We start from the raw sequence: 20,545 nt of genomic DNA on the forward strand, positions 1-20,545 counted from the left end.
CCGAGGGAACGCCCGGCGTTCTTGCGCGCCCCGGGGGGTCGCTATGATGAAGGCGTGAACAGCGAGCGACAGACGATCCCGCCGCGCCGGCCCGTCACCATCCGCACGCTCCGTCGCATGAAGGAGCGGCGCGAGCCGTTCGCGTGCCTGACATGCTACGACGCGACGACCGCGCGATGGCTCGAGCGGGCCGGCGTCCACCTGCTGCTGGTCGGAGACACTGCGGCCGAGGTCGTGCTCGGCTTCGACAGCACCGTGCACATGCCTCTCGATGTGCTGCTCGCCCTGACGGCGGCGGTGAAGCGCGGGGCTCCGAGCGCGATGGTGATGGGCGACATGCCCTTCCTGACCTACCACGCCGACGAGGCGAGCGCGCTGCGCAACGCCGGGCGCTTCCTGACCGAGGGCAACGCAGACATCGTGAAGATCGAAGCCGACGAGTCGTTCGCGCCGCTGGTGCGCTCCATGACGCGCGCCGGCATCCCGGTGTGCGGACATGTCGGCTCCAAGCCGCAGACCGTCGGGCTGACCGGGGGCTACGCGTCCGCCGGGCGCACGCCCGAGGAAGCCGACAGGGTGGTGCGCGACGCCGTGGCGCTCGAGAAGGCCGGCGCGGTGATGCTCCTCGTCGAAGCGGTGCCCCCCGAGGTCGCGGAGCACGTCCTCGCGAGCACCACGGTCCCGCTGATCGGGATCGGGGCCGGGCCGGCGCCGGACGGGCAGATCCTGGTCCTCCACGACCTGCTGGGCCTGACGGCGTGGCAGCCGGCGTTCGCCGAGCCGATGGCGACGCTGGGCCAGCAGACCATGCTGGCGGCGGAGGAGTATGTGCGCCGGGTCGCTCGACGGGCGGTCTCGGAACACCGATACGAGATGCGGGTCGAACCGCAGCAACCCTCCGCGCAGGCGAAACCGCACGCGAAGGCGTCCGAACCCTTGGGGTGAAGAAGGACCGCGACCCCACCCAGCGAACGGAGTCTCTATGCGTCGCATCGTGAGCATCGCCCCGGCCCTCGTCGTGCTCCTGGTCGCGATCGTCGCGCTCGCCGCCGCTCCGACGGCGATCCGCGCCGTGCAGACCGCGCAGACGCAGGTCACCGTCTCGCTGGCCCAGCAGCGCCTCGACCAGGAAGACGTGCTGAAGCGCCTCAGCGACTCGGTCGCCGACATCGCCGACGCCGTCGGGCCCAGCGTGGTGCACATCGACGGGTTCTCGGCGAACAGCCGGCGCGGTCCGATGTCGTCGGGCGCCGGCTGGGTCTTCGACGACAAGGGTCACATCGTCACCAACGCGCACGTCGTTCGCGGGTCGGACGTCATCACCGTCCAGTTCGCCGACGGGCACACCGTCGAGGCGAAGTTCATCGGCGCCGACAACCCGACCGACGTCGGGGTGATCCGCGTGAGCGAGAGCGCCGGGCTCGTCCCGATGCGCCGCGCCACGGGCGAGCGCGTCCGCCAGGGCGACCGCGTCTACGCGTTCGGCTCGCCCTTCGGGTTCCGATTCTCGATGAGCGAGGGCATCATCTCGGCGACCGGGCGCAACGCGCGCGGCGTGACGGGCAGCAACGGGTACACCAACTTCCTCCAGACCGACGCCGCCGTAAACCCGGGCAACTCGGGCGGGCCGCTCGTCGATGTCTACGGGCGCGTGGTCGGGATGAACACCGCGATCGTCTCGGCGGACAACCCCAGCGCGCGCACCGACCGTCAGGGCCAGAGCGCCGGCATCGGCTTCGCCATCCCGCTCGAGACGATCGAATCGGTCGCCGGGCAGATCATCGAGCGGGGCGTGGTCGTCAAGGGGTTCCTGGGCGTTGCGCTCGGCGAGACGGGGCGCCTCGCGCCTTCGGACCTGCCCGAAGGGTTTCGCGGCTCGGGCGTGATCGTGAGCGGCGTGACCGAGGACCTGGCCGCCGCCCGCGCCGGGCTTCGCCAGGGCGACATCATCCTCACCGTCAACGGTGAGCGCGTCACGGACATCGCGGTCCTGCGCGCCAGGATCGCCTCTCGGGCGGCGGGCGAGACCGTCACGATGCGCGTCGTGCGCGCCGGGGACGACGGAAAACCGATCCAGATCGAGATCCCCGTCGTGCTCGGGGCGGCGGTCGTGGACGCGAGCGGCGAGCTCCGTCCCGTGCCGCACGGCGTCGATCCCGTCGAGTACCTCGCGTCGTTCGACAGCGAGCTGCGTCGGGTGGACCGCACGCTGCGCTCGCTCGCGCGCGCCGGGGTCCGTGATTTCAGCGTTCGTGAGAACGACGAGGGCATGCCCGAGCTGACCTGCATCGTCGCGCCGAACTCGGGCGCGTGGCAGGCGGGCCTGCGCGACACCGATGTCGTGGTCAGCGTCGCCGGCCAGGTCATCGCGCAGCCGACGGAGTTCGTCGAGCGCATCGCGACGGCGCTCTCGGCCTCGCCGCGGGTGCGCCTGCCCCTGCAGGTCCGCGGCGTCGACGGCGAGGTCCGCACAGTCACCCTCTCGCTGGAGCGCCAGTGAGCGAGCACGCGACGCCGATCGCGGTCATGCTGTCCGGGTCCGGGCGCACGCTCGTGAACCTCTGCGAGCGCATCGACTCCGGTCGCCTGCCGGCGCGCGTCGGGCTCGTGATCGCGTCGCGCGAGTGCCTCGGGGCGCAGCGCGCGCGCGAGCGTGCTCTACCCACGATCGTCGAGCCGGGGAACATCGAGCGGGCCCGGCTGGGCGCGCTGCTGCGCGAGCACGGCGTGCGATGGGTCGTTCTCGCCGGCTATCTCCGGCTGCTGTCCGTGCCCGAGGGTTTCGAGGGACGCATCGTCAACATCCACCCGGCGCTGCTGCCCGCCTTTGGCGGGAAGGGGATGTACGGCGACCGCGTGCACCAGGCGGTGCTCGATCACGGCTGCAAGGTGACCGGGTGCACCGTCCACCTCTGCGACGAGCGCTACGACACGGGGCCCATCCTGGCGCAGGCGACCTGCGAGGTGCGCGACGACGACAGCGCGTCCACTCTCGCGGCTCGCGTCTTCGCGCTGGAATGCGAGGTCTACCCCGAGACGATCGCGGCGCTGCTCGAGGGGCGCGTCGAGATCGAGGGGCGCCGATCGAGGATCTTTCCTGGCGACCCTGCGAACCAGAGGGCATGAGACCCCTCGCGACGACGACGCTGCTGGCCATCCTGTCGCTGTGCGTTGGTGCGTCGGCCGCCCCGGGGATGGCGCCGGCGCCTGCCGCTGAGCGCTCGCTGGATCTCGGCGAGGCGAAACGACTCGCGGCCGAGATGCTGGAGCGGGGGGACTATCGGGGAGCCCGCCCGCTGCTCGAGCAGATCGCGTCGATCGACGCCGCCGATTTCGGCGCTCGCTACAACCTCGCGTGCGTGCTCGCGCGCGAGGGCGACGCGCCGGGCGCCGAGGCGGCGCTGCGAGCCGCGATCGGGGTCGGCTTCGTCGACTTCGGGCACATGCTGCGCGACCCCGACCTCGCGCCGCTGCGCGGGGGCGAGGTCTTCGAGACGGTGCGCCGCGACTGGCGCGCGATCCTCGATGTGCGGGGCGAGGCGGACCTGCGCGCCGCGAAGGAGGCGCTCGGCCCGCGCTACACCCACGTGCGCGACGACGGCCTGCGCATCCACATCCTCTCGTCGTTCCGCGAAGCGCCGACGCGCGAGGCGCACGAAGAACTGCGGCGAGTTGCACGGTTCGTCGACGAGGCGATGTTCGACACTTCGTCGCCCGAGGACCGCCCGGACCCCTGGGTGCTCGTCGTCCTGCCCACGCGAGAGCATTTCCTGCGATTCGTGCCGTTCGAGGGTGTTGGAGGGGTGTACGACCACGACCGGCGCACGCTCGCGACGCGCGATCTGGGGCCGAGTCTGCGCCACGAGTTCGTCCACGTGCTGCATCACCGGCGCATGACGCGTCTGGGGCAGCGACACGCGTTCTGGCTGCAGGAAGGCCTCGCGTCGATCGTGGAGCGGGTCGAGCGTGACGGCGGGGGCGAGTCGGACGGGCTGCGTCCTCGCGTGAACTGGCGGATGAACATCGCGCGTCGGCTCGCCGAGCCGCGCCGGCTGACGCCGTGGGAGCAGCTCTTCGGGCTGGACGCGAGACGGTTCATGACGACGCGACCGCAGGCGATGTACGCGCAGTCCTACGCCGCCGCGATGATGCTGCACGAGCTGGGCGAGCTTCGTCGCTGGATGGCCGCGTATGAGCGCGGCTTCGACGAGGACCCGACCGGGGTGGGCGCGTTCGTCGAGGTGCTGGGCGTTCCCTCGGCGCAGGCGCAGCGCGCGTTCCGCGACTGGGTGGCGGCGCAGCCCTCGGTCGCCGATTCGTTCTCGGATGGGTCGACCTCGCTCGGCGCGTCCCTGACCGAGGGCGCGGACGAGGGGCCTCGCGTCGCGACGGTGTTCGCCCGGCGCCCTCGCGCCGCCGACCCGGCGGCGGGGCTGCGCCCGCGCGATGTGCTGCTCTCGGTCAACGGTGCGCCCACGAGGACGGTGGGGGAGGCGGTCCAGGCGCTTGAGGGGCTCGCCCCGGGCGAGCGGGTCGTCGTCGAGGTGCGCCGGGGGCGTCTGTCGCTGGAGTTCGAGGTCGAACTCGTCGCGTACGACGAGCGTAGAGCGCACGGCGCGTCGGGCGGCTTTGCGGCGCCCTGACGCGTCTCCTACACTGGCGATCTCAGCCGGGCAACGCACCCCGTGACGCGTCATCAGCGCAGAGACCCTGCCGAATTATGTCTAAGCAGCCCGATCGGACCTTCCTGGCAGACTTCCGCCACCGCTTCCTCCGGGGTCTCGCGATCCTCTTGCCCTCGGTCCTGACGTTCTGGCTGCTCTGGGCGGCGTTCGGGTTCGTCGAGAAGAAGGTTGCCGAGCCGATCAACTCGGGGATCCGGCAGGGCGTGATCTACTTCGCGCCGCGCGTGCTCGACCCGTCCGAGCAGCCCGACTGGTTCACGGTTCCAGAGGAGCGCGTGCGCGAGGTGATCCAGCAACGCCGGGCGCAGGCGCTGCCCGCGATGTCGGCGGAGCAGATCCGGGCTCGGGCGCGGGCCGAGAACTTCCGCGAGTGGTGGAACGACCGGTGGTACCTCCGTTTCATCGGGTTGTTCGTCGCGATCATCCTGTTCTATCTGGCGGGCGTGCTGCTCGGGAACTTCCTCGGGAAGCGTCTCTACGAGCGCCTCGAGCGTCTGATGATCCGCGTTCCGGGCGTGAAGCAGGTCTACCCGTATGTCAAACAGGTCGTCGAGTTCCTGTTCGGGGAGAACCAGAAGATCCAGTTCAAGCGCGTGGTGCTGGTCGAGTACCCTCGCAAGGGGATCTGGACGCTGGGGCTGCACACCGGCGGCGCGATTCGGAAGATCGAGGAGAAGCTCGGGGAATGCGTGACGGTCTTCATCCCGAGCAGCCCGACGCCCTTTACCGGCTACACGATCATCGTGCCCAAGGACAGCGTGATCGACGCGCCCCTGACCATCGACGAGGCGCTGCGGTTCGTGGTGTCGGGCGGCGTGCTCGTCCCCGAGCACCAGCGGGGTCTGGGCGACATCGCCGAGGGGGAGGGGCCGGAAACCGTTGCGCCGGGCCGCGCGGCGGTGGGGCTCCCGGCTACGATGAGGAATATCGGAGTCGCCGGCATCGGCGCCGACCAAGCCCAACCCGGGATCCAGCCCGGTAAGACCCCCTGAAAGGGACTGTCATGAGGATCGAAGTGACGGCGCGCCACATGGAACTCACGCCGCCTATCCAGGACTACGCCGAGAAGCGCTGCGACAAGCTGGTCAAGTTCTTCAATGGGGTGCTTGAGTTCGATGTCGTGATCGAGACCGAGCGCAACGACTTCAAGGTCGAGATCATCGCCGACGTGGTCGGGCACAAGGACCTGGTCGGTCAGGCCAGGGGCGCCGACGTGTACGCGTGCATCGACGAGGCGGCCGACAAGGTGGCCCGCCAGCTGACGGATTACAAAGAGCAGCTCCGCGCCCACCACTGACGGGCGTCCAACGGGCCCCGGGGCGTATCCCGGGGGCCTCCCCTGTGCGCGTCACGGGCGTAGCATGAGTCGAACCGGCTTCAGCGCCGACGGAGCGATCCCTTCCATGAAACTCAGCGAGATTGTTGTTCCTGACGCCGTCGTGACCGAGCTCGCCGCATCCGAGCGGGACGCCGTCGTGTCGGAACTCGTGGATTCCCTCGTGAGCGCAGGGGCCATCACCCCTGCGCAGCGCGAGTCGGTCTTCAGCTCGATCATCGAGCGCGAACGGCGCGGCTCCACCGGGTTCGGCAAGGGCGTCGCGGTGCCCCACGTGCGCCACCCCGAGGCCGATCGCGTCAGTCTCGCCGTCGGGTTGTCGCAGCGCGGCGTGGATTTCAACTCGCTCGACAAGCAGCCCGTCTACACGGTGTTCCTGCTCGTCAGCCCTGCCGACAAGCACGAAGAGCACCTCCGCGCGATGGAGGTGATCTTCAAGAACCTCAGCATGGACACCTTCCGCCGGTTCCTCCGTCAGGCGGGCTCGCGCGACGAGGTCATCACGCTGCTCGAAGAGGCGGACAGCCGTCAGTTCACCGCCTGAGTCAGGCGCCCCCGACGACGCGCCGCGCGGGCCGCGTCCCTCGGGCCACTCGTCCCCATGCCCTGCGCAGGGCGCACCTGCCTTGTCGAGTCGCGCGACGATCACCGTGAAGATCCAGAACCGACTCGGGCTCCACGCGCGCCCGGCGATGTCGTTCGTCGAGATCGCGGCGTCGATGCCCTGCTCGGTCCTCGTGCGCAAGGGCGACCAGCAGGTGGATGGCAAATCGATCATGCAGATGATGATGCTCGCCGCCACGCAGGGCACCGAGCTCGAGATCATCGCCGAGGGCGACGAGTGCGACCGCGCGATCACCGTGCTGAAAGAGCTCGTCGACGGGCGCTTCGGCGAAGAATGAGCGGGCGCGTCAGCCGCCCATGACCACGCCGGGGTGCGCGCCGGGCGTCGACGGGGCGGTCGCCGGGACATCCTTCTCATCGACGCGATCGATCTGCGCGCCCAGCGCCGCGAGACGAACTTCCATCTCTTCGTAGCCGCGATCGAGGTGGTACACGCGGTTGATCACCGTGCGACCCTCGGCGGCCATGCCGGCGAGCACGAGACTCGCCGACGCGCGGAGGTCCGACGCCATCACCGGCGCGCCGACCAGACGCGGCACGCCGGACACGACGACCGTCGAGCCCTGCCGGATCGTCTGCGCGCCCATGCGCGCGAGCTCCGCGACGTGCAGGAAACGGTCGGGGTAGATCTTCTCGGTGACGACGCTGTTGCCCTTCGCGAGACACAGCAGCGCCATCATCTGCGCCTGCAGGTCGGTCGGGAAGCCGGGGTGCGGCTGCGTGACCACCTGCGTGGGCTGCAGAGGTCCGTTCACGTGGACATCGCAGCGAGCGCGCAGCCGGTCGGGGCCGGGGTGCTCGAGGATCGAGACGCCCACCTGCTGGAGCCGGTCGACCGCCGCCGCGAGCGCGTCGAGCGGGCAGTTCTCGAGGGTGACCGACCCCCCGGTGATCGCGGCGGCGATCATGTAGGTGCCGGCCTCGATGCGGTCGGCCATGACCCGGTGCTTCGCGCCCGAGAGCGCTTCGACGCCCTCGATGACGATGCGCGGCGAACCTGCGCCCTGGATGTTCGCGCCCATCGCGTTGAGCATGGTCGCCAGGTCGACGATCTCGGGCTCGCACGCGGCGCACTCGATGATGGTCCGACCGTCGGCGAGGGCCGCGGCGCACATGACGTTCGCGGTCCCGAGCACGGTCGAGCCGAACGGCCCGCCCAGGAAGACACGCGCGCCGCGCAGGCGCCGGCGTCCGCGCTCGTCGCGCGGGGCGCGCGCGACGATGTCGCCTGAATCGAGCGTGACCTCGGCCCCGAGGGCGCGCATGCCGGCGATGTGCAGGTCGACGGGCCGGTCGCCGATCGCGCAGCCCCCGGGCATGGAGATCCGCGCCACGCCCCGCCGCGCGAGCATGGGCCCGAGCGTGCAGATGCTGGCGCGCATGGTGCGCACGATCTCGTAGGTCGCGTGGCTCTCGCTCTCGTCGCTGGTGCGCAGCGTCATGCGCGAGGGCGTGCGCTCGTCGCGCGAGGATTCAACGCCCAGCGAATCGAGCAGGCGCTGCAGGTTGTCGATGTCGGCGAGCTGCGGAGCGTCGTCGAGGACGACGGGCTGGTCGGTCAGCAGCGCCGCGGCCATCAGGGGCAGCGCCGCGTTCTTGCTCCCGTTAACGCGGACCCGACCCGAAAGTCGACGACCGCCCTGAATCACGAAGGCGTCCATGCCTCGCTCGCCTTTCTCGCGTTCGCGCCGGCGCTGCCGGCGTCTCGCGTCCTCACCGCTCGCCTCGCTGGACCGACCCGCCCGCGGCGCGCCACGCGTCCAGCCCACCGGCGAAGAACTCCACCGTCCCGTGCTGACCGAGCGTCATCAGTCGCTTCGTCATCGCGACGCCGACGGCGGAGCCGGGGTTCTGTCCGTAGACAACGACCCGTCGCGCGCTGCTCAGCGCCGGGATCGGGCGGTTGTCGCTGGGTATATCGGTCAGGCGGAGGTTCACGGCGCCGGGAATGTGGCCCGCCGCGAACTCTTCCGGCGTGCGCACATCCACGAACACCGTCCGGCTTTCGGCATGCGCCCGGGTCGCGACCGACGGATCGATCCGGCGCACCGACCGGTCGCTCACCGACGACGAGCACCCGAAGGCGAGCAGGAAACCCGCGGCCAGCGCGCCGATCATCAGGGGACGTGTGAATCCGGAACGCCCGTCGCGGCGGAACCTCCGGTGCCCGAACGTGTCGTATCGCTGTCCAGTCATGGTCGTACCTTACCGGGGCGAGCAGCGCCCGGTGTCGGCTTGGAGCAGGAAATGCCAGAGAACTCCCGTCCCGTCGAGCAGGATCCGAACACGCCACGCGAACTCGCGCCGTCCCCGGCCCGCTGGGGGGCGTCCAGATCGTTCCTCGTGTCGGTCGCGATCGCCGCCGCCGCGTTCGGCTCCGCCGCGTTCGGCCAGGCGCCCAAGGGGGGCGCCGACCCGCTCGGAGAGGTCCTCGCCCAGAGCGAGCCCGAGGACGGGTCCGAACTCGTGAGCATGCGCGTGCTGCTGACCCCCAAAGTGATGTTCCCCGACTACCCGGCGGTCCTCGCCGTCGTCTTCGACATCGAGCCGGGCTGGCACGTCTACTGGAAGAACAGCGGCGACACGGGCATGCCCATCCGGCTCTCGTTCGACCTTCCCGAGGGCCTCCGGGCCGGCAATGTCTATTGGCCCGGCCCGAAGCGCTACCCCATGCCCGGAGGCCTGCTCGATTTCATCTACGAGGATCAGGTCGTGCTCTTCGTCCCCATCCACGGCGAGGGGGGACCGCGTGAGTCGCTCGATATCGGCGTCAAGGCCGAATGGCTCGTGTGCAAAGAGGCGTGCCTCCCCGGGGAAGCCACGGTCCGGACGACGATCGTCGCCGGATCGTCGGTGGCCGCGGCGGACGAGCGGATGCTCGACCGGCACCTGTCTCGCCTGCCCCTGCCCCTTTTCTCCCGCGCGACCGTGTCGTGGGACGGGACGACGATGGTGGTCGATTGCAAGGGGGCGACAGGGATGACATTCTTCCCGGAGTACGATCGTAAGGCCATGCCTGTCAACATCTTGCGTGACGGCGAGGTCGCCGGGGAACAGCTCCGGGTCGATTTCGCGGAGACCGTCCGGGAGGCCGGACGCGTCCGGGGCGTTCTGGAGATCCGGAACAACATCGGTCGATCGGCGTTCTATGAGGTGGACATCGCGCCGCCGCGCTGAAGGTGCATCCGCTCGCGCGGGTTGGCTGAATCACTGAACAAGACACCCGGTCGTCCGTTGGCCGGGGTTTACTTTCGAGTCTCGAGCGTGTTCCGTCGAACACGCGCCGCTCCCGGGTTCGGGAGGATCGGGGCTCGTCATGGAGGTACTGAACGATGATCTCGATGAAATCGCTCGCCGGGTTCGTAACTGTTGCCTCGATCGCCGGCGCCGCCCTGATCGGCTCCGCGTCCGCTGACCAGCAGGGCGCGAAGGCCGACAAGCCCGCCGCCGCGAAGGCCCAGGCCAAAGTCGGGGAGAAGGCCCCGAACTTCACCCTCACCGACACCGACGGCACGCAGCACTCGCTGAGCGACTTCGCCGGCAAGGTCGTCGTGCTCGAGTGGTTCAACCCCGGCTGCCCGTTCGTCGTGAAGCATCACGAGAAGAACAAGACCATGGCTGATCTCGCGGCCGAGTTCGGCGCGAAGGACGTCGTGTGGGTCGCGATCAACTCCGGCGCTCCCGGCAAGCAGGGCCACGGCCTGGAGCTCAACAAGAAGTTCAAGAAGGACTGGGGCATCAACTACCCCATCCTGCTCGACGAGCCGGGCGAGGTCGGCAAGATGTACGGCGCGCGCACCACGCCCCAGATGTACATCATCGACAAGGACGGCGTCCTGCGCTACAACGGCGCGATCGACAACGATCCCAGCGCCGGCACCCTGGGCACGGTGAACTACGTCCGCCAGGCGCTCAACGAGGTTCTCGCGGGCGAGACCGTGACGACCCCCGAAACGCGCCCGTACGGCTGCAGCGTCAAGTACAACTAAACCCGAACGGCGCACACAGGCCGTCAACACGCATTCCACACGCGCCCGCGTCCAACCGACGCGGGCGTTGTCGTTCCGTGGGACGAACTTAAACGGGGCGCGCGAATTTCGTGCAGAATCGGTTCAATGTGCGCCGCGCGCGCGCCGATATCCCCTGTGTCGGCGTCGTGGAGGATGACGCCCACACCGAGCGCGAGGCGCGTCCCGACAAGGCGCGCCGGCCGGCTCGTCAGATCGGAGCAGAGAGATGCCAGACACCACCGGCTTTGACCGAGTCCGCGCGCCGCTGAGCGACGCGGACCGAGATACAGTCCATCACGCACAGCAGCAGTCCGTTCGCGACGAGGTTCTCGATGTGGTCATCGATCGTCTCGCGCGCGTGCTCATGGCGATGCCCGAAGGCCCACGCCCCGCGCTGGCGATCACCGAGGTGTTCCCCGACGCGTGGAGGGGCTGCGCCCGCCCGGCGAGCGTGCAGCTCGTCGATTCGCCCGGGGTGCTCGCGCGCATCGGATGAGCGCCGTTTCGCCTATCCTTCTTCCCCACCCAGCGAGGGGCGAAGGAGCGGACGGCGTGAGCAGTGATTCAGGACAAGCGCGTGTCTTGTTCGTATGCATGGGGAACATCTGCAGGTCCCCGACGGCCGAGGGCGTGTTCCGCGCGCTGCTGGCGCGCGAATCGCTCGAGGAGCGCGTCTTCGTTGATTCCGCCGGCACCGGCGGCTGGCACGCGGGCGAGCCGCCCGACGGACGCGCCGCCGCCGCCGCCGCGAAACGCGGGTACGACCTCAGCGCCCAGCGCGCGCGCCAGGTCAGTCTGAACGATTTCCACCACTTCCACTTCATGATCGCGATGGACTCGCAGAACATCCGCGACCTGCGCGCGATCGCGCCCGCCGCCATGCGAGAGAAGCCCCGGCTCCTCCTCGACTTCGCGCGCGAGCCGCTCCCGACGCGCGAGGTGCCCGATCCGTACTACGGCGGCGTCGACGGGTTCGACCGCGTCCTCGACCTCGTCGAGGCCGGCTGCCACGGGCTGCTCCACGAGGTCGCCTCCTTCCTGCGCGCCCCCCGGTGAGCGCACATGACGCCCAGCTGGTCGCGCGCGTGGAGCGAGCGATCGGGGAGCGCCCCTCGCGCGTTTCGCCCCTGGCAGGAGGGTGCGTCGCCGACGTTCGCCTCGCCGAGTTCCCGTCGGGCCTGCGCGTCGCGGTGAAGCTCGACGACCGACCGGCGCCGACCCTCGATATCGAGGCGGAGATGCTCGACGACCTGCGCACCCGCAGCGACCTGCCCGTGCCGCGGACGATCCACGCCGAGCCCTCGCTGCTCGTGCTCGAGCACATCGAGAACGAGGGCACGATCACCTCGCGCGCGAGCGAGCAGGAACACGCGGCGTCGCTCCTCGCGGCGCTGCACGGCGTGCGTCCCGCCCCGCCGAACGACCTGCGGTTCGGGTACGAGCGCGACACGCTCATCGGCCCCCTCGCGCAGCGGAACGGGTGGGGGGGATCGTGGGTGGAGTTTTTCCGCGAGCGCCGGCTCCTGGCGATGACGGACGAAGCGTTGCGCGCCGGCGCGATGCCGTCATCGCTCGCGTCGCGCCTGCGCGAGTTCGCGGAACGCCGCCTCGGCGCCCTGATCGACGAGCCGGACGCGCCCTCGCTCGTCCACGGCGACGCGTGGGCCGGCAACATCCTTGTGCGCGCTGGGCGCGTCGCGGCGTTCATCGACCCGGCGCTGTCGTACTCGCACGCCGAGACCGAGCTCGCCTTCGGGACGCTGTTCGGGACCTTCGGCGAGCGGTTCTTCGACGCGTACCGCGAGCGCCGGCCGATCGCGCCCGGGTTCTTCGAGGTCCGGCGCGATGTGTACAACCTCTACCCGCTCCTGGTCCATGTCCGGCTTTTCGGGGCCGGGTATGTCTCCCAGGTTGACGCGATCATCCGCCGCTTCGGGGTGTAGCGACCGAGAACCGCGGCGGCGCGCCCGGTCGGGCAGTGGTTTTTCTCGGGAGACGCTTCCGTGACGACCCCGGCGCGGTACATTCGAGGAGACCGACCATCCCCCGACCCCCGGGGCATGCCCTGCGCCGTCCTCCAGCCGGAGCGTCATCCGTGCGTGTTCTCACAGGCCTGATTTCGTGTATCGCGGCGATGTCCGCGAGTGTCTCGTTCGCCCAGGGCGTGCTCGGCCTCGAGCGCTTCGACGCGCACAAGGTCGTCCGCGTCGAGCTGCCCGACCGCGCGTCGTACGAACGCATGCGCGAGATCAGCGACGACATGTGGTCGCACCGAGGCGGGCCAGGCGCCAAAGAGTTCCGGGTCAGCCCGGCGCAGCTCGAGACGCTCCGCGCTTCCGGCATCGAGTTCGAGATCCTCGTCGACAACGTGCAGGCGCTCATCGACGCCGAGCGCGCGAGTCTCCTCGCGCCGCGGGGCGTCGGCGCCGACTTCTTCGCCGATTACCGGCGCTACGACGAGATCAGCGACTTCGTGGACGGCCTGGTGCTCGCGAACCCCGCGCTGTGCTCGCGCGAGTCGGTCGGGTTCTCTCTTGAGAACCGCGAGATCTTCGCGCTGCGCATCGCAGGCCCCAACGGCCCGGCCCAGCGACCCGCGATCGTCCTCAACTCGCTTCAGCACGCGCGCGAGTGGGTGTCCGGGTCGACATCGCTCTACATCGCGAACGAACTCGTCGAGGGCTACGGCGTCGACGCGCGCATCACCGAGGCGCTCGACAGCGTCGCTGTCTACATCATCCCGGTCGTCAACCCCGACGGGTATGTCCACACCTGGGACGTCAACCGGCTCTGGCGCAAGAACCGCCGGAACAACGGCGGGGGAACCTTCGGCGTCGACCTCAACCGCAACTGGTCAGTCGGCTGGGGCCTCAACTCCGGTTCGAGCGCCAGCGGCTCGAACGACACCTACCGAGGCCCCTCGCCCTTCTCCGAGCCCGAGTCGCAGGCCCTCTCGAGTTACATCGCTTCGATCCCAAACGCACGCGCGCACGTCGACCTCCACAGCTATTCCGAGCTGATCCTCAGCCCGTGGTCGTACACCGTCGACGCGTCGCCCGACGCCGCGTCCTTCGACAACCTCAACGCGGCGCTGCGAGACGCTATCGCCGGAGTCCACGGCCGGTTCTACCTCGCAGGGCCGGGCGGCTCGACCCTCTACCTCGCCAGCGGCACGGCGCCGGACTGGACCTACGGCGAGCACGGCATCTTCTCGTGGACCATCGAGCTGCGCCCGGCGACGGCGCAGCAGGGCGGGTTCATCCTGCCTCCCGACCAGATCGTCCCCACCGGCGAAGAAACCCTCAGCGCCGCGCTCGTCCTCGCCGAGTTCGCGGCGCGCGATGTCACCTTCTACGACGAGGTTGCGCCCGACGCGCTCGACGCCGCGGGCGGGTCCGCCGTCGCGGTTCGCGCCTATGCGTCGCCAGGCGTGACGATCGACCAGAACGCGTCGTCGCTGCGCTGGCGCTCCGGCTCAGCCGGGCCGTTCCAGTCGCTCGCGCTGGAGTTCGGATCGGCCAACCTCCTGCGCGCCGTGCTGCCCGCGGCGTCGTGCACGCAGCCGATCGAGTTCTACTACGAGGTCGCTCTCGACACCGGCTCGGGCGTCGTGATCGCGACGTATCCGGCGCTCGGCGCCGACGAACCGCTCTCGCGAGGCGTCTTCGACATCGGGTACTCATTCGACGACACCTTCGCGAGCGATCTTGGCTGGACGGTCGGCGCACCCGGCGACACCGCCACCACCGGGCTCTGGGTGCGCGGCGTCCCCAACCCCACGAACTATCAGCCCGGCTCGGGCAACCCCGACGGCAGCGGCGCGGAGTGCTTCTACACCGGCTTCAGCGCGCCCGGCGCCGGCGACGGCGTCGCCGACATCGACGGCGGCACGACGACGCTGACATCCCCCGTCATCGACGCGCTGGCCGCGGGCGACGACCCCTATCTCGTCTACGCCCGCTGGTTCGGGACCACCGGCGCGCCCAACGACTACCTGCGCGTCTTCCTCTCCAACGACGCCGGCGCGACCTGGACGCTCGTCGAGAACGTGAACTTCGATGCCCGCCGCTGGGAGCGCCGAGAGGTCCGCGTGGCCGACCTCCTCGCGCCCACGAGCCAGATGCGCGTCCGCTTGGTCGCCGCCGACGGCGGGTCCGCGTCGCTCGCCGAGGCCGCCGTCGACGACGTGCAGTTCCTCGCGCGCTCGTGCGACTCGATCCCCGGCGACCTCAACGGCGACGGCGTCGTCAACTTCGCCGACCTGAACACCGTCCTGAGCAACTTCGGTGCTTCCGGCGCCCCCGGGTCGACCCCCGGCGACGCCACCGGGGACGGGACCGTGAATTTCTCGGATCTGAACGTGGTGCTGAGCAACTTCGGCTCGACCCGTTGACACGCGTGGTATTCTCCTCCTTCACCTTCCCCGGACCCTGAGGAGAGACCCATGCCGCGCACCGTTTCGACGCTCCTTGCAGCCGCGTTTGTCGCGTGCCCGTCCGCCCTGGCGGGCCCGACCGACTCGTGCGCCTTCGACGGCGCGTGGAAGATCGGCTCCACGGGCTTCGATGTCGCCTTCGGCGTCGATGTGAATTCATCGAGAGAGATCGTCGTGGGCGGCGCATACAGCGGGCCGGCGACCTTCGCGCCCGGCGTCACGCGCGCCGTCGCGGGTCTCGAGGACCTCTTCATCGCCAAGTACGGCCCGAACGGCGCGCTCCTCTGGCTCGCAACCACGGGCGGCGCCGACCTCGACGGGACCTTCGATGTTGCGCACACCCCCGACGGCGGCGCGGTCGCCTGCGGGTATTTCCTCCAGACCGTGCCTTTCGGCTCGCAGACGCTCATCTCGGGGGGCAGTCTCGACGCGTGGGTCGCGAAGCTCGACAGCCAAGGCGCGTTCTCGTGGGCACGCCGCATCGGCGGGCCCAACGTCGAAGAGGCGCGCGGCGTCGCGGTCGGCCCCGACGGCTCGGTCGTCGTCGCCGGCTACTTCAACACGACAACGACCTTCGCGCCCGGCGTCACACGCACCAGCGCCGGCAACGCGGATGTCTATCTCGCGAAGTTCGACGCCGACGGGCAGTTCCAGTGGGTCGCGAGCGCGGGCGGGACCAACTTCGATTCCGCCGAGGGCGTCACGACCGACGCCGACGGGAACATCTTCGTCGTCGGACGCTTCCAGGGCACGGCGGCCTTCGCGCCGGGAGTTTCCGTCGTCAGCGTCGGGTCGAGCGATGTGTTCCTCGCGAAGTACGACCCGGCCGGCACGCTCCTGTGGGTGCGAAACGCGGGCAGCACCGGAACCGACCGGGGCACGGGCGTGGGCGTCGATTCCGACGGGAACGCGTACATCACCGGCTTCTTCCGCAACTCGATCACCTTCGGGGCCACCACGCTCACGGCGCAGAACAACGACGACATGTTCCTCGTCAAGTACGACCCCGAGGGCGAGGTCGTGTGGGCGCAGCGCGCCGGCACGACGCTCAACTTCGTGCAGGGGCTCGCGCTCGATACGAACTCGCGCGGCGAGACCGCGGTCTCCGGGTACTTCGGCGGGACCGCCGTCATCGGCGACCCCGCGTTCGGCGCGTCGACTTCGCTCACCAGCGCCGGCGCCTTCGACGCCTTCGTCGCCACCTTTGACAGAGACGGCAAGCTCCTCTGCGCCGTGCGCGGCGGCGCGGGCGGCTTCGCGGGTGATTACTCCTACGGCGTCGCGATCAACGAGGACGGCGCCCGGGCCGCGACCGGCGAGTTCGGCGGGACCGCCACCTTCGGCGATGTCACCTTCTCGTCCAGCGGCAATCAGGACATCTGGGTCGCTTCGCTGCCCCCGTTCGCCGCGGCGTCCATCCCCGGCGATCTCAACGGCGACGGCGTGGTCAACTTCGCCGACCTGAACATCGTCCTCAGCAACTTCGGCAGCAGCGGCGAGCCGGGCGCCCTCCCCGGGGACGCGAACGACGACGGCGTGGTCAACTTCGCCGATCTCAACGTGGTGCTGACGAACTTCGGCCAGAGCCGCTGATCACGCCAGGATCAGGTCGAGCAGCCAGTCGGCGAACGCGGTCTTGTCGATAGGGCCACCCGTCGAGTCGATCCGCCCGTCTTTCCAGACGAGCGAGGCCTCGATCGTGGGGGCGTCCATGGTCTCGAGGGGATTCGCGACAATCGCGTCGCAGCCCTTGCGCGCGAGTTTCGCGCGCGCCGCGTCCAGCAGCCCGTCGCGCGGCTCGAGGGCGAAACCGATCAGACGCTGCGCGCCGCCTGCGGCGCGCACACGCTCGGCGCAGCCGGCCAGCAGGTCGGGCGTGGGCTCGAGTTCGAGCGTGATGACGCGCTTCTCGCGACGGAGCTTGCCGGTGGGGGAGCCCCCCAGCGAAGCGGCGGCGTCTGGGCGAGGGCGGTAGTCGGCGACGGCGGCGGCCATCACGAGCACGTCGCAGGCGGGCACATGCGACTCGAGCAGGGCCTGGAGGTCGGCGGTGGTTCGGAACCGGACGGTTCGGGCACGCGTATCCGTGGGGCCCAGCGCGGTCGGTCCCAGCAGAAGGGTCGTCTCGACGCCCCGGGCCGCCGCCCGTTCGGCGAGCGCGATGCCCAGACGCCCCGACGAGCGGTTCCCGATGAAGCGCACGGCGTCGATCGGCTCGTGCGTCGGGCCGGCGGTGATCAGCAATCTCGTTCGCGTCGGGTGCATCGTCGGTGTCGAACCTAGGAGCGTGCGGGTCGTCACGATAGCGGTCGCGACAACGCCCGGCCCCGCTCCCCGGGGACCGAGCTGGCGTGGGACGGAACGCCGGCGAGCGGCTACCGTGACATGCACCGGCGAGCGTCGTGAAGGCGTCCGCCCGAAGAACACAGCCCAGCTCCCCCCTCAGAGATATTGATGGCACGATCGCGCAAGAAAATCGGTGAGATCCTGGTCGGCTGGGGCATGGCCAAGCCCGAGCAGATCGACAAGGCGATGCAGGCCGCCAAGGCGTCGAACAAACGCCTCGGCGACGCCCTCGTCGACATGGGCGTGGTCAAGGAAGAGCAGGTCGCCAAGGCGCTCGCCTTCCAGTTCGGCCTGCCTTATTACGACCTCAAGGAGAAGGACAACGCCGACAAGATCAACCGGGAGCTCGTCCCGGAAGAGCTGCAGCGCAAGCACCTCATCCTGCCCATCGAGAAGCAGAACGGGCGCCTGAAGCTCGTCATCAGCGACCCGATGAACCTCGAGATGCTCGACGCGCTCCGGTTCCGCCTGAGCACCGAGATCGACCCGGTGATCGGCGCCAAGAGTCTGATCAAGTCGCTGCTCGAGGCCGGCGCCGGCGGCGGGGAGGGCGGCGCGACCGCGGCGCTCCAGCAGGCCACGGGCGGGTCGCTCATCACCGCGTCCATCGACAAGTCCCTGGACAAGTCCATCGACGCGTCGATCGACCGCGACGCCCAGCCCGACGCGCCGATCATCAAGCTCTGCAACCGGATGATCATCGAGGCGGTCCAGAACCGCGCCTCCGACATTCACATCGAGCCCATGGCCGATCGCGTGCGCATCCGCTATCGCATCGACGGCGTGTGCATCGAGCGCGACAACCTGCCCAAGCGCATGCAGAACGCGGTGCTCACTCGCATCAAGCTCATGGCGGGCGTCAACATCGCCGAGAAGCGCATCCCCCAGGACGGTCGCATCAAGCTCCCCGTGGGCGACTCGGTCGTCGACTTCCGCGTGTCGGCCTGCCCGATCTATCACGGCGAATCGGTTGTCCTGCGTATTCTCCGCCCCGACTCGGTGCGCATCGGCCTCGAGAACCTCGGCTTCGAGGAAGAAACGCTCGAGATCTTCCACCGGATCATCAAGCGCCCCAACGGCATCTTCCTCGTCACCGGGCCCACCGGCTCGGGCAAGACGACCACGCTCTACACGGCGCTCGACCTGCTGAACCGCCCGGACAAGAAGATCATCACCGCCGAGGACCCGATCGAGTACGCGTTCACCGGCATCAACCAGTGCCAGGTGCGTGAGAGCATCGGGCTGAGCTTCCAGAACATCCTCCGCGCGATGCTCCGCCAGGCGCCCAACATCATCTTGGTGGGTGAGATCCGAGACAAGGAAGTGGCCGAGGTCGCTATTCAGGCTGCGCTCACGGGCCACCTCGTGTTCAGCACGCTCCACACCAACGACGCGCCCAGCGCGATGACGCGACTCATCGACATGGGCGTCAAGCCGTTCCTTGTCGCGTCGTCCATCCAGGCCGTCCTCGCCCAGCGACTCGTGCGAGTCCTCTGCAAGGAGTGCAAGGAGCTCGACAACGACCCCGAGCCCAAGATGCTCCGGCTCGTCGGGCTTTCGCGCGACGAGGCGGTTGGCAAGGTCTACAAGCCCGTCGGCTGCCCCAAGTGCAACGGCACGGGGTTCCGAGGGCGCCGAGCCATCTTCGAGATGATGATGATGACCAACGAGCTGCGCGACCTCGCCTTCAAGCAGGCGCCCGTCTCGCAGCTGCGCCGCGCCGCCATCGCGTCGGGCATGAAGACCCTGCTCGACGACGGCAAACGCAAGATCCTCAAGGGCTTCACCACCCCCGAAGAGATCGCCAAGTTCGCCCAGACCGCCGTCGACATGGAAGTCGCCGAGGCCTGACCCGCGCTCGACACCGAACACCAACCCCGGGCGAGCAACCCTCGCCCGACGACCGACGAGGAACACCATGGCGACCGTTCAGATCGACCGCCTTCTCGACACCGTGGTCAAGCTCAGCGCGAGCGACCTCCACCTCACCGTGGGGCGCCCGCCCACCCTTCGCCTCCACGGCGCCATGCGCAACCTCCAGACCAAGGTTCTCGACAGCGACGACATGGTCGCGCTGATGAAGTCCATCACCCCCGAGAAGAACCAGCAGGAGATCCAGGAAGTCGGCGGCACCGACTTCGGCTTCGCCTACGGCGACGCGGCCCGCTTCCGCGTGTCGGTCTTCCGCCAGCGCGGCGACCTCGCGATCGTCTGTCGTCTTATCCCCAGCCGCCTGCTCACCTTCGAGCAGATCGGCATCCCCGAGATCTGCCGCAGTCTCATCCGGCGCCCCCGCGGCCTGTTCCTGGTCACCGGGCCCACCGGCTCGGGCAAGACCACGACGCTGGCGACGATGCTCGACTACATCAACGACACGATGGACCGGCACATCATCACGCTCGAGGACCCGATCGAGTACTACCACTACCACAAGAAGTCGGTGGTGAACCAGCGAGAGATCCACAACGACGTCCCGTCGTTCGCCGAGGGCCTCCGCCGAGCCCTGCGACAGGACCCCGACGTGATCCTCGTCGGCGAAATGCGAGACCTCGAGACGATCGAGTCCGCGATTCGCGCCGCCGAGACGGGCCACCTGGTGTTCGGCACCCTCCACACGACCGGCGCCGCCAAGACCATCGACCGCGTGGTCGACGCCTTCCCGGTCTCCCAGCAGAACCAGATCCGCGTCCAGTTGAGCACCTCGCTCATCTCGGTGCTCTCCCAGCAGCTCCTCAAGCGGGTCGACACCAAGGGCATGGTCGCGGCCTACGAGTTCCTCGTGGTCACCCCGGCCATCCAGAACCTCATCCGCGAGAACAAGTCCTTCCGAATCGACTCCTCGATTCAGACCGGCAAGAAGTTCGGCATGCAGCTCCTGGACGAGCACCTCTGGTCGCTCTACAGCCGCGGCATGATCTCCGCCGAGGACATGATCGACAAGTCCAAGAACCCCGGCGACCTCACCGAACGCGTCCACAAGGCCGGCAAACTGGTCGGGCGCGAGGAGTTCGACACCGCCGATGTCTCGGCCGGCGACTGAGTGAGGCGCGGCGTCCGCTCCGGGCAACCCGCCTCAATTCACGAAAAATCGTCTTGAAGTCCTCGTGTC

At 69.4% G+C, this 20,545-nt stretch carries 20 protein-coding genes; 17 read left to right on the forward strand and 3 right to left on the reverse strand.

All coding sequences use genetic code 11. The features are described from left to right. Window positions 1-54: 54 nt before the first annotated feature. The 8 genes from panB to KF684_09065 all read left to right on the forward strand — a co-directional run bounded on the left by panB (window position 55) and on the right by KF684_09065 (window position 6,923). A complete protein-coding gene (gene panB / locus KF684_09030) occupies window positions 55-945 on the forward strand; it encodes a 3-methyl-2-oxobutanoate hydroxymethyltransferase (protein ID MBX3353067.1) in 891 nt (296 codons plus the stop codon). Between the two features lie 37 nt (window positions 946-982). Beyond that, window positions 983-2,500: a trypsin-like peptidase domain-containing protein gene (locus KF684_09035; GenBank protein MBX3353068.1), complete on the forward strand. Its 1,518-nt coding sequence runs from the start codon at window positions 983-985 to the stop codon at window positions 2,498-2,500. Then, window positions 2,497-3,126 (forward strand): phosphoribosylglycinamide formyltransferase, encoded by a 630-nt coding sequence (locus KF684_09040; GenBank protein ID MBX3353069.1) that lies wholly within the window; start codon window positions 2,497-2,499, stop codon window positions 3,124-3,126. The genes KF684_09035 and KF684_09040 overlap by 4 nt, the downstream gene beginning before the upstream one ends. Beyond that, entirely contained in the window at window positions 3,123-4,643 is a 1,521-nt protein-coding gene (locus KF684_09045; protein MBX3353070.1) for a PDZ domain-containing protein, read from the forward strand. The genes KF684_09040 and KF684_09045 overlap by 4 nt, the downstream gene beginning before the upstream one ends. 77 nt (window positions 4,644-4,720) lie before the next feature. After that, window positions 4,721-5,677 (forward strand): DUF502 domain-containing protein, encoded by a 957-nt coding sequence (locus KF684_09050; protein ID MBX3353071.1) that lies wholly within the window; start codon window positions 4,721-4,723, stop codon window positions 5,675-5,677. A gap of 11 nt (window positions 5,678-5,688) precedes the next feature. After that, a complete protein-coding gene (gene raiA, locus KF684_09055; GenBank protein MBX3353072.1) occupies window positions 5,689-5,982 on the forward strand; it encodes a ribosome-associated translation inhibitor RaiA in 294 nt (97 codons plus the stop codon). Window positions 5,983-6,046: 64 nt separating this feature from the next. Then, window positions 6,047-6,565 (forward strand): PTS sugar transporter subunit IIA, encoded by a 519-nt coding sequence (locus KF684_09060; protein MBX3353073.1) that lies wholly within the window; start codon window positions 6,047-6,049, stop codon window positions 6,563-6,565. 106 nt (window positions 6,566-6,671) lie between these two features. Then, on the forward strand, window positions 6,672-6,923 hold the full coding sequence (locus KF684_09065; GenBank protein MBX3353074.1) for an HPr family phosphocarrier protein: 252 nt from the start codon (window positions 6,672-6,674) through the stop codon (window positions 6,921-6,923). Between the two features lie 9 nt (window positions 6,924-6,932). Here the strand turns inward: KF684_09065 and murA are convergent, their stop codons facing one another. Further along, entirely contained in the window at window positions 6,933-8,306 is a 1,374-nt protein-coding gene (murA, locus tag KF684_09070; protein MBX3353075.1) for a UDP-N-acetylglucosamine 1-carboxyvinyltransferase, read from the reverse strand. Window positions 8,307-8,358: 52 nt separating this feature from the next. Further along, complete coding sequence (locus KF684_09075; protein MBX3353076.1) at window positions 8,359-8,841, reverse strand: rhodanese-like domain-containing protein; 483 nt, start codon at window positions 8,839-8,841, stop codon at window positions 8,359-8,361. A gap of 51 nt (window positions 8,842-8,892) precedes the next feature. On the opposite strand from KF684_09075, the gene KF684_09080 reads away from it, so the two are divergent. The 7 genes from KF684_09080 (at window position 8,893) to KF684_09110 (ending at window position 16,683) form a co-directional block, all read left to right on the forward strand. Further along, window positions 8,893-9,822 carry a hypothetical protein gene (locus tag KF684_09080; GenBank protein ID MBX3353077.1) on the forward strand — a complete coding sequence of 310 codons (930 nt, stop codon included), beginning with the start codon at window positions 8,893-8,895 and terminating at the stop codon, window positions 9,820-9,822. A gap of 155 nt (window positions 9,823-9,977) precedes the next feature. Next, window positions 9,978-10,634 (forward strand): thioredoxin family protein, encoded by a 657-nt coding sequence (locus KF684_09085; protein ID MBX3353078.1) that lies wholly within the window; start codon window positions 9,978-9,980, stop codon window positions 10,632-10,634. 247 nt (window positions 10,635-10,881) lie between these two features. Further along, window positions 10,882-11,151, forward strand: coding sequence for a hypothetical protein (locus tag KF684_09090; protein MBX3353079.1), 270 nt, complete (start codon window positions 10,882-10,884; stop codon window positions 11,149-11,151). Window positions 11,152-11,249: 98 nt separating this feature from the next. Further along, window positions 11,250-11,711, forward strand: a complete 462-nt coding sequence (locus tag KF684_09095) for a low molecular weight phosphotyrosine protein phosphatase (GenBank protein ID MBX3353080.1) — start codon at window positions 11,250-11,252, stop codon at window positions 11,709-11,711. Then, complete coding sequence (locus KF684_09100) at window positions 11,708-12,598, forward strand: fructosamine kinase family protein (protein MBX3353081.1); 891 nt, start codon at window positions 11,708-11,710, stop codon at window positions 12,596-12,598. The genes KF684_09095 and KF684_09100 overlap by 4 nt, the downstream gene beginning before the upstream one ends. A 191-nt stretch (window positions 12,599-12,789) precedes the next feature. After that, a complete protein-coding gene (locus KF684_09105) occupies window positions 12,790-15,048 on the forward strand; it encodes a hypothetical protein (protein ID MBX3353082.1) in 2,259 nt (752 codons plus the stop codon). Window positions 15,049-15,099: 51 nt separating this feature from the next. Next, entirely contained in the window at window positions 15,100-16,683 is a 1,584-nt protein-coding gene (locus KF684_09110) for a hypothetical protein (protein MBX3353083.1), read from the forward strand. On the opposite strand, the gene KF684_09115 is transcribed toward KF684_09110, so the two are convergent. Next, on the reverse strand, window positions 16,684-17,355 hold the full coding sequence (locus KF684_09115) for a phosphopantothenoylcysteine decarboxylase (protein MBX3353084.1): 672 nt from the start codon (window positions 17,353-17,355) through the stop codon (window positions 16,684-16,686). A 189-nt stretch (window positions 17,356-17,544) separates the two neighbouring features. Here KF684_09115 and tadA point away from each other — a divergent pair, with 189 nt between their 5' ends. Beyond that, entirely contained in the window at window positions 17,545-19,287 is a 1,743-nt protein-coding gene (tadA, locus tag KF684_09120) for a Flp pilus assembly complex ATPase component TadA (protein MBX3353085.1), read from the forward strand. A gap of 67 nt (window positions 19,288-19,354) precedes the next feature. After that, window positions 19,355-20,476, forward strand: a complete 1,122-nt coding sequence (locus KF684_09125; protein ID MBX3353086.1) for a type IV pilus twitching motility protein PilT — start codon at window positions 19,355-19,357, stop codon at window positions 20,474-20,476. Window positions 20,477-20,545: the final 69 nt, after the last annotated feature.

The sequence above is a fragment of the Phycisphaeraceae bacterium genome (genome assembly GCA_019636675.1).
Taxonomy (GTDB): domain Bacteria; phylum Planctomycetota; class Phycisphaerae; order Phycisphaerales; family UBA1924; genus JAHBXC01.